Annotated in this window: 12 protein-coding genes; all 12 read left to right on the top strand. The window is 36.5% G+C overall.

The window, feature by feature from the left end; translation table 11 throughout:
- Window positions 1-141: 141 nt before the first annotated feature.
- The gene (gene sucC, locus G5W_RS0101025; protein WP_010093445.1) at window positions 142-1,308 is read left to right on the top strand and encodes an ADP-forming succinate--CoA ligase subunit beta; all 1,167 of its coding nucleotides are present in this window, start codon (window positions 142-144) and stop codon (window positions 1,306-1,308) included.
- 55 nt (window positions 1,309-1,363) lie between these two features.
- Window positions 1,364-2,266, top strand: a complete 903-nt coding sequence (gene sucD / locus G5W_RS0101020) for a succinate--CoA ligase subunit alpha (RefSeq protein WP_010093443.1) — start codon at window positions 1,364-1,366, stop codon at window positions 2,264-2,266.
- Window positions 2,267-2,370: 104 nt separating this feature from the next.
- Window positions 2,371-3,267, top strand: coding sequence for a DNA-processing protein DprA (dprA, locus tag G5W_RS0101015; protein WP_029190960.1), 897 nt, complete (start codon window positions 2,371-2,373; stop codon window positions 3,265-3,267).
- Window positions 3,268-3,557: 290 nt separating this feature from the next.
- Window positions 3,558-5,636 (top strand): type I DNA topoisomerase, encoded by a 2,079-nt coding sequence (gene topA / locus G5W_RS0101010; RefSeq protein WP_010093441.1) that lies wholly within the window; start codon window positions 3,558-3,560, stop codon window positions 5,634-5,636.
- 447 nt (window positions 5,637-6,083) lie between these two features.
- The gene (gene xerC / locus G5W_RS0101005; RefSeq protein WP_010093440.1) at window positions 6,084-6,998 is read left to right on the top strand and encodes a tyrosine recombinase XerC; all 915 of its coding nucleotides are present in this window, start codon (window positions 6,084-6,086) and stop codon (window positions 6,996-6,998) included.
- A gap of 17 nt (window positions 6,999-7,015) precedes the next feature.
- Window positions 7,016-7,561: an ATP-dependent protease subunit HslV gene (gene hslV / locus G5W_RS0101000; RefSeq protein WP_010093439.1), complete on the top strand. Its 546-nt coding sequence runs from the start codon at window positions 7,016-7,018 to the stop codon at window positions 7,559-7,561.
- 17 nt (window positions 7,562-7,578) lie between these two features.
- A complete protein-coding gene (gene hslU / locus G5W_RS0100995) occupies window positions 7,579-8,970 on the top strand; it encodes an HslU--HslV peptidase ATPase subunit (RefSeq protein ID WP_010093438.1) in 1,392 nt (463 codons plus the stop codon).
- 29 nt (window positions 8,971-8,999) lie between these two features.
- Window positions 9,000-9,779, top strand: a complete 780-nt coding sequence (gene codY, locus G5W_RS0100990; RefSeq protein WP_010093436.1) for a GTP-sensing pleiotropic transcriptional regulator CodY — start codon at window positions 9,000-9,002, stop codon at window positions 9,777-9,779.
- A 463-nt stretch (window positions 9,780-10,242) separates the two neighbouring features.
- Entirely contained in the window at window positions 10,243-10,638 is a 396-nt protein-coding gene (flgB, locus tag G5W_RS0100985; protein ID WP_010093435.1) for a flagellar basal body rod protein FlgB, read from the top strand.
- 2 nt (window positions 10,639-10,640) lie between these two features.
- The gene (flgC, locus tag G5W_RS0100980; RefSeq protein ID WP_010093434.1) at window positions 10,641-11,096 is read left to right on the top strand and encodes a flagellar basal body rod protein FlgC; all 456 of its coding nucleotides are present in this window, start codon (window positions 10,641-10,643) and stop codon (window positions 11,094-11,096) included.
- 11 nt (window positions 11,097-11,107) lie between these two features.
- Window positions 11,108-11,410: a flagellar hook-basal body complex protein FliE gene (gene fliE, locus G5W_RS0100975; RefSeq protein ID WP_010093433.1), complete on the top strand. Its 303-nt coding sequence runs from the start codon at window positions 11,108-11,110 to the stop codon at window positions 11,408-11,410.
- A gap of 156 nt (window positions 11,411-11,566) precedes the next feature.
- Window positions 11,567-13,144, top strand: a complete 1,578-nt coding sequence (gene fliF / locus G5W_RS0100970; protein ID WP_010093432.1) for a flagellar basal-body MS-ring/collar protein FliF — start codon at window positions 11,567-11,569, stop codon at window positions 13,142-13,144.

Genomic DNA, 13,144 nt, shown 5'->3' with positions numbered 1-13,144 from the left:
ATACGGTTAGACTCGAGGAGCGTTTTTTAATACCAATATTAATTACCAATAATTTTACGACAATTCTTTTCTCTTTTCTTGTACAAATTTCGGTTTTTTAATACAATGAAAATGCAGTGAATTTTGATGGGAGGACAAAGAATGAATATTCATGAGTATCAAGGCAAAGAAATTTTACGCAATTATGGTGTAAAAGTTCCTAATGGATATGTTGCATACACAGTAGATGAAGCTGTAGAGGCAGCAGAGAAATTAGGTTCATCTGTTACTGTTGTAAAAGCACAAATTCACGCAGGTGGCCGTGGTAAAGCCGGAGGGGTAAAGGTTGCTAAGAATTTAGATGAAGTACGTACATATGCGAATGAAATTCTTGGGAAAACGCTTGTAACACACCAAACAGGACCAGAGGGCAAAGAAGTTAAGCGCTTGCTTATTGAAGAAGGCTGCGATATTAAGAAGGAATACTACATTGGAGTAGTCCTTGATCGTGCTACTTCGCGAGTGGTTATGATGGGATCTGAAGAGGGTGGTACAGAAATCGAAGAGGTGGCAGCAGAAACACCTGAAAAGATTTTTAAAGAAGTCATTGATCCTGTTGTAGGATTATCTGGTTATCAAGCTCGTAGACTAGCATTTAATATGAATATTCCAGATGAGTTATTAAATAAAGCAGTTAAGTTCATGACAAGTTTATATCAAGCATTTATCGAAAAAGATTGCTCTATTGCTGAAATCAATCCACTTGTTACAACTGGTGACGGGGAAGTTCTTGCTTTAGATGCTAAGTTGAACTTTGATGATAACGCTTTATATCGTCAAAAGGACGTTTTAGAATATCGTGATTTAGATGAAGAAGATGAAAAAGAAATTGAAGCTTCAAAATATGACCTTAGTTATGTAGCACTAGATGGTAATATTGGCTGTATGGTAAACGGTGCAGGACTTGCAATGTCAACAATGGACATCATTAAACATTACGGCGGGGAACCCGCTAACTTCCTTGATGTTGGGGGCGGCGCTACTGCTGAAAAGGTTACAGAAGCATTTAAAATCATTTTGTCCGATAAAAATGTAAAAGGAATTTTCGTAAATATCTTCGGCGGAATTATGAAGTGTGATGTAATTGCTGAAGGAGTAGTAGAAGCTACAAAACAAGTCGGATTAAATCTACCTTTAGTTGTGCGCCTTGAGGGTACAAATGTTGATTTAGGTAAAAAGATTCTGAATGAGTCTGGTTTAAATATCATTCCTGCAGATTCCATGGCAGATGGGGCAGAGAAGATTGTATCCCTAGTAAAAGGTGCTTAATGGATTTTAAAATCTTGTAATTTAATAGACTAGTTTTTGGAAAGGACGGACGAAAATGACTGTTTTTGTTAATAAAGATACGAAAGTAATTGTCCAAGGAATTACTGGTGGTACTGCTAGATTTCACACAAAACAAATGCTGGAATACGGAACTAAAATTGTTGGCGGTGTAACACCGAAAAAAGGTGGAACAGAAGTCGAAGGTGTTCCTGTATTTAATACAGTAAAAGAAGCGGTTGACCAAACTGGTGCTAATGCTTCTGTAATTTATGTTCCAGCACCATTCGCTGCAGATGCTATTCTAGAAGCGGTAGATGCTGAATTAGATTTAGTTATTTGTATTACAGAGCATATCCCTGTACTTGACATGGTTAAAGTAAAACGTTATATGGAAGGGAAGAAAACTCGTTTAATCGGACCAAATTGCCCGGGTGTTATTTCTCCAGACGAATGTAAGATCGGTATTATGCCAGGTTATATTCATACAAAAGGTCATATCGGAGTAGTTTCCCGCTCTGGAACGTTAACATATGAAGCGGTTCACCAGTTATCACAAGCTGGTTATGGTCAAACTACTGCAGTCGGTATTGGTGGAGACCCTGTTAATGGAACAGACTTTATTGATGTATTAAAAGCATTCAATGATGACCCAGAAACTTATGCAGTGGTAATGATTGGTGAAATTGGCGGTACTGCAGAAGAAGAAGCGGCTGAATGGGTAAAAGTGAATATGACAAAACCTGTTGTGGGATTCATTGGTGGTGCTACAGCACCTCCGGGTAAACGTATGGGTCACGCTGGAGCAATTATCTCTGGTGGTAAAGGTACTGCTGAAGAAAAAATTCGTGTGATGAATGAATGTGGAATTGAAGTTGCAGAAACACCTTCTGTAATCGGAGAAACGATGATTCGTGTACTGAAAGAAACAGGTTTAGCAGAAAAGTGTAAGACACACTAAGTACCTTGAACGTGTAAATATAGGTAGAACCTAAAAGGCTAACTTTTAGGTTCTTTCCTAATACGCTGCCCCTAGATGAAAAATTATAAAAAGGAAGTGACAATTTGCTACAAAATAAACGAGATCGATTAATTCACCTCCATCGATGTCGAAACCTGTCAAGAAGAAACCTCTATCGAATGCTTCAAACGGACGCCACTCTAACTTTTATCTACTCCCTTTCTTCAGCTGAATTAAGAAAATTTCTCTCCATAGGTGTAACACAATCTGATTCATTATTTCACGATCTGCATAGTCATGCATTAATAGATGAAATGATGGCAGATAAGAGGCGATTTCAGATACTCACCATACTAGATGAGGAATTTCCTATTACACTAAAGAACATTCAAGATCCTCCCTTGGTTTTGTATGCTGCCGGAGATAAAACTTTAATGAATAAATCACCCTCCATCAGTGTAATTGGCACAAGAAAACCTACCAAGCAAGGAGGATTAAAAACAGGATATATGATCACTCCATTAATAAAGAAAAATTGGGTCATTATTAGTGGGATGGCGAAAGGGATTGATTCTTATGCACACCAGCTAGCATTATATCATCAAGGCAAAACAATTGCAGTTTTAGGTAGTGGATTTTATCATATATATCCTAAAGAAAATAAGGCATTATTTCATCAAATAGTTAAAAATGGACTTGTCCTTACCGAGTACCCTCCCAATACACCTCCAAAGAAATTTCATTTTCCTGAAAGAAACCGGATCATTAGTGGTTTAAGCTTTGGTACTTTAGTAATAGAAGCAACTGAAAAAAGTGGAACGATGATAACGGTAGAACAGGCTTTGGATCAAGGAAGAGAAGTATATGCAGTACCAGATGCACCTCATATTCCTCAGTCAATTGGATGCTTGAGGCTTATCCAAGACGGGGCAAAAGTTGCATTAACATATAGAGATATCCTAGAGGATTGGGAATCAGGTAGTCCAAATGGATATCTTTAGGCTTATAAATGGCATTAAGAGCAATCAAAGTGTCGTTTTTAAGTATTTTGGTTAAAGATACTTTTTACCATCGTATGTTTGACAAAAGACTGGTATATATTTATTATTAGTGAGGATTTAGTTAGGACATGAATACTTAGTAAAATAGTCTATTTTTTAAATGTTTAATCTGAATATGTTGACATTTTTATCATCTATTCTTACATTTAGATGTATAGCACTTTTAGGACGCGATTGATTTAGGGGTTAATATACTAGGTTTTTCGTTACCTCAGTTAAGGAGGAAGAGGATGGCAGATTATCTCGTAATTGTAGAATCACCCGCAAAAGCGAAAACGATCGAGAGATACTTAGGAAAAAAATATAAAGTCAAAGCTTCTATGGGACATGTAATAGATTTACCGAAAAGTCAAATGGGTGTCAATGTAGAAGAGGGATATAAGCTAAAGTATATTACGATTCGTGGTAAAGGTGATGTATTAAAGGATTTAAGGAAATCAGCAAAGAAAGCCAAAAAAATATATCTCGCAGCCGATCCAGATCGTGAAGGGGAAGCGATTGCATGGCATTTAGCTCATGCCTTAAATGTGGATGAAAACTCAGAATGTAGAGTTGTATTTAATGAAATAACAAAGGAAGCAATCAAGGAATCTTTTAAAAACCCACGTAAAATTGATACGGATTTAGTAGATGCACAGCAAGCGAGACGTGTGCTAGACCGCTTAGTTGGTTATAATATCAGTCCTTTGCTCTGGAAGAAAGTAAAGAAGGGACTTAGTGCAGGCCGTGTGCAATCAGTTGCACTTAAAATGATCACAGACCGTGAAGAAGAAATAAATAACTTTAAACCAGAAGAATACTGGTCAATCGAAGCTAACTTTCAAACAGGCAAAGAGTTATTTGATGGTGCTTTTTATGGAGTGGACGGTAAAAAGCTTGAGTTATCATCAGAATCAGAAGTGAATAATGTATTGAATAAATTAGTAGATAATAAGTTTACCATAGACAAGGTCACGAAAAAGGAACGTAGGAGAAACCCTTCACAGCCGTTCACCACATCATCTTTACAACAGGAAGCTGCTCGAAAATTGAATTTCCGTGCAAAGAAGACCATGATGATTGCTCAGCAATTATATGAGGGAATAGATCTTGGTAAGGCTGCTGGTGGCATTACTGGTTTAATAACTTATATGCGTACCGATTCCACTCGTATTTCAGAAACTGCAAAAACAGAAGCAAAAGCATATGTAGAAGAGAAATATGGAAGTGAATATTTAGGTGTCAATAAGAAAGAGAAACAAAAGGAAAATGCACAGGATGCCCACGAAGCTATTCGTCCAACTTCAGTCATGAGAGAACCAAATTCACTAAAAGCAATTCTCTCAAGGGACCAATTAAGACTGTATAAATTGATATGGGAACGTTTCTTAGCAAGTCAAATGGCTCCAGCTGTATTAGATACGATGACAGTACAACTAATCAATAACAAAGTTGAATTCCGTGCTACCGGTTCCAAAATAAAATTCAAAGGTTTTATGAAGGTATATGTAGAAGGAACAGATGATAATAAGAAAGTGGAAGACAAAATCTTGCCTGATCTTGATGAGGGAATGGTAGTGGATGCCAATGAAATTATTCCGAATCAACATTTCACCCAACCACCACCAAGGTATACGGAAGCAAGATTAGTGAAAACGATGGAAGAGTTAGGTATTGGTAGACCATCTACCTATGCACCTACTTTAGATACCATCCAACGGCGTGGCTATGTCACATTAGATAATAAGCGTTTTATTCCTACTGAACTAGGTATAATTGTGGTGGATATCCTAAAAGAGTTCTTCCCAGAGATAATCAATGTGGAATTTACTGCGAAAATGGAGAATGACCTAGATGCTGTAGAAGAAGGAAAGGTCGAGTGGGTCAATATTATCGATGATTTTTATCATGGGTTTCAAAAGCGTTTAGTCAAAGCGGAAGAAGAAATGGATAAAATCGAGATTAAAGACGAACCTGCTGGGATAGATTGTGAGAACTGTGGCCATGAAATGGTTTATAAGATGGGCCGATATGGAAAATTCCTAGCTTGTTCTAATTTTCCAGACTGTCGAAACACAAAACCTATCTTAAAAGAGGTTGGTGTTACTTGTCCAAAATGTAAGGAAGGTAATGTGGTAGAACGGAAGTCTAAAAAACGCCGAGTATTTTATGGATGCGATCGATTCCCTGAATGTGACTTTGTATCTTGGGATAAGCCAATCGCTAGGCCATGTCCGAAGTGTGATTCTCTATTAGTAGAGAAGCGGACTAAAAAGGAGACCCAGATAACTTGTACAAATTGTGACTATAAGGAAAATACGCAAGGCTAGTTTGACCTATAAACACCTCTAATTGTTTCAGAAACAATTAGAGGTGTTTTTCATGTAAAGAATAATGTAGTGAATATTGGACTGGTAGCATAGGTGCAAACCAGCAGTAAGGTTTTAAACTGAAATTTCTAGGGTAAAGAAATATTAAATTTTAATTATAATTTTTAAACAATTGGTAAAAATGATTAGTGGGACATAATTTACTAATATTAGAAGGTATCGAATTATGTCGAAATATGAAGAGTTTCTAATTGACTATTAGGGTTGAAATGGCTATAATTATGCAGTGGAAAGTGGAAGTACTTGACAGGATTACAATATGGATAAGAATAGAATTTTGTCCGAGTTGAATTCAATTCAGAATTTTGTTACAATTTTGTTAAGTTCATTGCAAAAACTATTCCATCTATGGTATATTTGTACATGGCTGTTGGCAGGGGTGAGGATTTGAAAGTATTTGCGGAATATCAGAAGTCTTTTATCGAATACCTACAAATCGAAAAAAATGCTTCCCCATACACAATAGAATTTTACAATCTAGACTTGGAGGAGTTTTTTTCTTTCTTAGTTATAGAAGAAATTCATACTCTGCAGGATGTTGACCAACATTGTGTTCGGCTTTTTTTAACTACACTATATAATCGAAAGCTATCTAGAAGGTCCGTATCAAGAAAAATATCTAGCTTGCGTACCTTCTTTAAGTTTTTAGAGAGAGAAAAAATTATCGGAAATAACGTCTTTACGTTAATAACTTTACCAAAAGCTCCGAAACCAATACCAGGTTTCCTCTATACGGAGGAAATGGAGAAGCTTTTTGAAAGTAATAATGCTGAAGACCCTCTAGGTCAAAGAAACCAAGCCTTATTAGAAACGTTATATGGTACTGGAATTCGAGTAAGTGAATGTCAGAATCTACGCCTAAAGGATTTGGATTTTCATATTGGAACGATGTTGGTAAAGGGAAAAGGAAATAAAGAACGTTATGTTCCATTCGGTAGTTTTGCAGAAAAAGCGCTACAAGTATACATACATGATGGTAGACAGCAACTACTAGAAAAATCGGGATCCAATACAGATACTCTTTTTCTAAATTCTAGAGGTAACCCGATTACCACTAGGGGGATTCGCTTAGTACTGACAAAAATGGTAGAAAAAGCTGCGCTTACTGTAAATGTTCATCCACATAAACTTAGACACACCTTTGCAACGCATCTCTTAAATGAAGGTGCGGATTTACGAACTGTTCAAGAATTATTAGGCCATGAAAGTCTTTCGTCTACGCAAATTTATACTCATGTCACAAAAGACCATTTGCGTAATATTTATTTAAGCAGTCATCCAAGAGCAAATAAACGAGATTAACGGATGAGGTGATCCTTTTGACACAAGAGATACATGCTACCACAATTTTTGCTGTACAGCACAAAGGCCAAAGCGCCATGAGTGGTGATGGCCAGGTGACATTAGGTAATTCTGTGGTGATGAAGCATAAAGCAAAGAAAGTACGACGTTTATATAACGGGAATGTGTTAGCGGGGTTTGCAGGATCAGTTGCAGATGCTTTTACGCTTTTTGAAAAATTTGAAGGAAAGTTAGAAGCGTTTAATGGCAACTTAACTAGAGCAGCTGTGGAGTTAGCACAGGAGTGGCGAAGTGATAAAGTATTACGTAAGCTAGAGGCAATGCTGATTGTCATGAACAAGGAAAGTATGTTGTTGATTTCAGGTACAGGTGAAGTGATTGAACCTGATGATGGGATCCTTGCAATTGGTTCTGGTGGTAATTATGCACTTAGTGCTGGAAGAGCACTAGTAAGCTACGCGGAGGATATGTCAGCTAAAGACATTGCGCTTGCTGCAATGAAGATTGCAGGAGAAATTTGTGTATTTACGAATGATCAAATTACGTTGGAAGTACTAGATTAAAGGGAGGCCATGTTTGAATGGGTATAAATTTAACTCCAAGACAAATCGTAAACCAACTGGATAATTACATTATTGGTCAGAATAGCGCTAAGAAATCAGTGGCAATTGCTCTTAGGAATAGATACCGTAGAACTTTGCTTGATGACAAACTGAAAGATGAAATTGTACCTAAGAACATACTAATGATTGGACCAACTGGTGTTGGGAAAACAGAAATCGCTAGACGTCTAGCAAAGCTTGTTGGGGCACCATTTGTGAAAGTCGAAGCTACCAAGTTTACCGAAGTAGGCTATGTAGGGCGAGATGTGGAATCGATGGTGCGAGACTTAGTCGAAATGTCCTTACGAATGGTAAAAGAAGAAAAAATGAATGATGTTCTAGGTAAGGCAAAGGAAGAAGCAGAAAGAAAGTTGGTTAAACTCCTTGTTCCACAAGTGAAAAAGCAATCTACTATATCCAATCCTTTTGAAATGCTATTTTCTTCTCAAGGTAATGATGAAGCAGATGAAAATATGGAGAAGGATGAGGAGATTAAATCTAAGCGTAGTCGAGTAGCGCATCAGCTTGCAATGGGAGAACTAGAAGATCATATTGTAACCATTGAAATTGAGGAAATCCCACCATCTATGTTTGACTTACTTCAGGGATCTGGCATGGAACATATGGGAATGAACATGCAAGAAACACTTGGTCAATTTATGCCAAAGAAGAAAAAGAAAAGAAAGTTAACTGTTTCAGAAGCAAGAAAGGTACTTACTCAACAAGAAGCGCAAAAGTTAATCGATATGGAAGAAGTGTCACAAGAAGCGGTTAATAGAGCGGAGCAATCAGGTATTATCTTTATAGATGAGATTGATAAAGTTGCTGGTAAGCACGATAACTCGCCGAATGTATCACGTGAAGGTGTTCAACGAGATATACTACCTATTGTGGAAGGTTCCACTGTTGTAACGAAGCATGGTCCAGTAAAGACAGATCATATGCTATTTATTGCTGCAGGGGCATTTCATATGGCGAAACCATCTGACTTGATACCAGAATTACAAGGTAGATTTCCAATTCGCGTTGAATTAGAGAAGTTATCGGTCGATGACTTTGTGCGTATACTAAATGAACCATCGAATGCACTATTAAAGCAATATCAAGCTTTATTGAAAACCGAGGGTATAAATGTTGTATTTACAGACAAAGCTGTAAATAGAATTGCGGAAATTGCCTATCAGGTCAACCAGGATACGGACAATATTGGAGCTAGAAGACTACATACAATTTTAGAAAAATTGCTTGAAGACCTTTCATTTGAAGCTCCTGACGTTACCATGGAGACCGTGGAAATAACACCTGAATATGTTGATCAAAAACTTAGTACGATTGTAAAAAACAAAGATTTAAGTCAATTTATATTGTAATTAATTAATATATTGGAGGAACTATAAAAATGGAACTATTAGATCGCGCAAGAAAAATTAACTCAATGTTGCAAAAAGCAACAGGTAAATCAGTAAACTTTAACGATATGGCTGCATCATTAACAGAGGTTATTAAAGGTAATGTATTCATCTTAAGTAGAAGAGGGAAACTACTTGGTTATGCGATTAACCAAGAAATTGAAAACGAGCGTATGAAGTCTATGTTGGAAGAAAGACAATTCCCTGAAGAATATACAGAAGGTCTATTCCATATTCATGAGACTACTGCTAATTTAGAAATTAATAGCCAATACACTGTTTTTCCAGTAGAAAACAGAGACTTATTTAAAGATGGACTTACAACAATTGTTCCTATTATTGGTGGTGGTCAACGCCTAGGTACATTGGTTATCGGTAGATTAAAAGAAGCATTTAATAATGATGATTTACTACTTGCAGAGTATGGTGCTACTGTAGTAGGAATGGAAATACTGCACGAAAAAACAGAAGAAATCGAAATGGAAGCAAGAAGTAAAGCTGTTGTACAAATGGCAATTAGTTCATTGTCATATAGTGAATTAGAAGCGATTGATCACATCTTTGAAGAACTAAATGGTCATGAAGGTCTTCTAGTAGCAAGTAAAATCGCTGATCGTGTTGGAATTACAAGATCTGTAATTGTTAATGCGCTAAGAAAACTAGAAAGTGCTGGTGTTATTGAATCTCGTTCACTAGGTATGAAAGGAACGTACATTAAAGTTCTTAACGACAAATTCCTAGTAGAATTAGAAAAATTACGTTCAAGATAAGTATAATTCTTACTAATATAAAACCCTTAGACTAAAAAATCTAAGGGTTTTTTTCATGTTTAAAAGTATCGATAATCAAATTCCTTCAAGATAAGAAAACGATATAATGCTCATTCACACGAAACTCCGGAGGTAATAATTGGTAAAAAGATGTGCTAGTAATTGACTTCTTGCTATAGGATAATAAGTAGGTAAAAAGTAGGGTGATAAGCGCGTGGAGTATGGTTCTTTTTTACCAAGATTCTACAAAAAATAAATTAGGTTGAAAGTTATTGTAGACTGAGTTATATTTTTACCTGTAAATTAGTTATTATTACCTAGTAGTCAGGTACTGTTTTGGAGCATTAACTTGAAAAATGTCGAATTTTGATAGACTTTATATAAGATATAAATTACAATATTCGTATAGAATTTTTATTTATGTCCGTTTCTTTATAAAAAGACAATCAAAGGAGGGTGAAAAATGGACTTATTTAGCGGTACGATTAATACATTACAAAAGTCTCTTAACTATGCATCTGTAAAAAATCAAACAATCGCTTCTAATATTGCAAATGTCGATACACCGAATTATAAGGCGAAAGACGTGGTTTTTAAGGACGTACTTCAACAGGAACTTTCGGGTTCTCTTACAGCTAAACGTACACACCCAAGACACATTCCGTTCGAAAATGATCAAAATGTTTCTTTTAAAACGATACAACGAAATAATACTGTCTTTAACCATAATGGAAATAATGTAGATATCGACAAGGAAATGGCAGAATTGGCACAGAACCAAATATATTATCAAAGTTTAGTAGACCGGTTAAATGGAAAGTTTAATAGTTTACAAACAGTTATTAGAGGAGGTAGATAACCATGTCAATATTTAACGCATTTAATGCGAGTGCAAGTGCACTAACTGCTCAAAGACTTCGTATGGATGTTGTCTCTTCTAATATCGCGAACGCGAACACAACTAGAGCAACTATTAACGAGAATGGAGAGTTTGAACCATACCGTAGAAAGATGGTAACGATGGCGCCGGCAGATAATAGTTTCCAATCCTTTCTTCAGAAGGCACAAAATACAACATCGAATCCTGCTTCAGGAGTGAAAGTTACTGGGATTGTTGAGGATGCGGAGCCATTTAAGTTGGTTTATGATCCAACACACCCTGATGCGAATGAAGAGGGTTATGTAGAAATGCCCAATGTCGACCCACTAAAAGAAATGGTCGATCTAATGAGTGCCACTAGATCCTATGAGGCTAATATTACTGCGTTAAATGCTAGTAAAAGTATGTTAATGAAGGCACTTGAAATTGGTAAATAAGGAGAATAGTGATGAATCTTTCTATTGGTAATATTAATCATGTGAATCCAAGCACAATGATACCGAAACAAAAGAAGAGTGTGGGTGAGGCTCAAGCGAGTTTTGCTAATGCATTAAAAAACGCTATTAATAATGTAAATGAGTTACAGAATGTCTCCGACAAGAAAACGGAGGCACTTGCTTTAGGGAAAATTGATGATTTGCATGATGTGATGATTACTGCTCAAAAAGCAAGTATTACATTACAAGCAACAGTTGAAATTCAGCGTAAGGCTATAGATGCCTATACTGAAGTCATGAGAATGCAGGTTTAATTTTTTCTTTTATATCGGTACAATCTATTTTATTGTAAATAGTTTTGAACATAAAATTTTAAAAATTGCAAACCTCAAAAACATAACTATGGATTTCCAACAAGCTGGGAGCCATAGTTTCTACTATTATTGCAATATTATTTGGCGGGGGAGTACATGAACGAGAAAATAATGAAACTAAATGAAAAGGCCAAATCGTTTTGGACGAAACGGTCAAAAGGTCAAAAGGGTTTAATAATAGGTTCGATGCTCGCGGTTATTGCTTTAGTAGCGGTTGTCTCTATATTTGCGACAAAAACAAATTATGTGCCATTATACAATAATTTATCCTTACAAGAAGTCGGGCAAATAAAAACAGAATTGGATACTAGAGGAGTTCCTTATGAAATACAAGATGGTGGAACGACTGTATTAGTTCCTGAAGAACAAGCTGATGGATTATTAGTTGATCTTGCGGGACTTGGTATTCCAGACAGTGGTAACATTGATTACTCCTTCTTTAGTGAAAATTCTTCTTGGGGAATAACCGATAATGAATTTAACATTATGAAACTAGACGCAATGCAAAGTGAGTTAGCAAATTTAATAAAGAGTATTGATGGAATCAATGATGCTACGGTAATGATTAATATGCCGAAAGATCCAGTTTTCGTTAGTGAAGCAACTCAGCCAGCTAGTGCATCTATTGTAATTGAAACTGCACCAGGCTATCGATTTGAAGGTAATCAAATTAATTCATTATATCAATTAGTATCAAAAGCAGTTCCCAACCTTCTACCTGAAAATATTACGATTATGAACCAGTACTCAGAGTATTTTGATATGAATTCACAGAATGGTTCAGGATTTGGGGATGCGTACACATTTCAACAAACTGTAAAGAAAGATATTGAACGCGACCTTCAAAGAAGGGTACAGCAAATGCTAGGTACCATGGTTGGAATGGAAAACGTAATTGTATCTGTAACAGCTGACATCGATTTCACACAAGAGAATCGAGTGGAAGAAATCATTGAGCCTGCAGATCCTGAAACAATGGAAGGTTTACCAGTAAGTGTTGAGACTATTCATGAAACCTACACTGGAGAAGGCGCACAAGCTGGCGGTGTAGCGGGGACTGGAGACGAGGATATTACTGGTTATCCTGGTGCGGAAGATGGGAACGACGGAGAATACGAATATATTAAAGAAACAATCAATAATGAATTCAATCGAATTCACAAAGACATCGTAGAAAGCCCTTATAAAGTACGTGACCTAGGAATTCAAGTGGCTATTGATGAGAATGATCTTGATCCACAGGATCGAGCAGTAGTAGAGGAAGGTATTACTTCTATATTAAACTCGATTATTACAACATCTGTTGATGCTGGATATGGGGAGATTACACCAGAAGAAAAGACATCAATTGTATTCCAAGAGTTTAGTGGCGGGAACGAACAAGCAGCAGAGCCTGCATTTACTATTCCGGTTTGGATGTACATTGTTGGCGGCGTACTATTGCTAATAATCGTTTTATTACTAATTCTACTATTTAAACGTAAGCGAAACACAACAATGGAAGAATATGATGAGACAGCATTTACAACAGAACAAGTCCAAACGGTTCCAGATATAGAAGCTGCTTCCGATGAGACTGAATCTGCTCAACGTAAAAAGCAACTAGAAAAAATGGCTAAAGATAAGCCGGAAGAATTTGCGAAGTTACTTCGTGGATGGATTGGGGAAGATTAG

Origin of the sequence: Ornithinibacillus scapharcae TW25 (genome assembly GCF_000190475.1) — a bacterium.
GTDB lineage: Bacteria > Bacillota > Bacilli > Bacillales > Amphibacillaceae > Ornithinibacillus > Ornithinibacillus scapharcae.
Note: the sequence above shows the minus strand (reverse complement) of the source record. Positions and strands in the feature narration are given on the sequence as shown.

Excerpts from the sequence above, each read along its gene's own strand:
- sucC (WP_010093445.1), top strand. The coding sequence starts at position 142 with ATGAATATTCATGAGTATCAAGGCAAAGAAATTTTACGCAATTATGGT.
- sucD (WP_010093443.1), top strand. The coding sequence starts at position 1,364 with ATGACTGTTTTTGTTAATAAAGATACGAAAGTAATTGTCCAAGGAATT.
- topA (WP_010093441.1), top strand. The coding sequence starts at position 3,558 with ATGGCAGATTATCTCGTAATTGTAGAATCACCCGCAAAAGCGAAAACG.
- hslU (WP_010093438.1), top strand. The coding sequence starts at position 7,579 with ATGGGTATAAATTTAACTCCAAGACAAATCGTAAACCAACTGGATAAT.
- codY (WP_010093436.1), top strand. The coding sequence starts at position 9,000 with ATGGAACTATTAGATCGCGCAAGAAAAATTAACTCAATGTTGCAAAAA.
- flgB (WP_010093435.1), top strand. The coding sequence starts at position 10,243 with ATGGACTTATTTAGCGGTACGATTAATACATTACAAAAGTCTCTTAAC.
- flgC (WP_010093434.1), top strand. The coding sequence starts at position 10,641 with ATGTCAATATTTAACGCATTTAATGCGAGTGCAAGTGCACTAACTGCT.
- fliE (WP_010093433.1), top strand. The coding sequence starts at position 11,108 with ATGAATCTTTCTATTGGTAATATTAATCATGTGAATCCAAGCACAATG.
- fliF (WP_010093432.1), top strand. The coding sequence starts at position 11,567 with ATGAACGAGAAAATAATGAAACTAAATGAAAAGGCCAAATCGTTTTGG.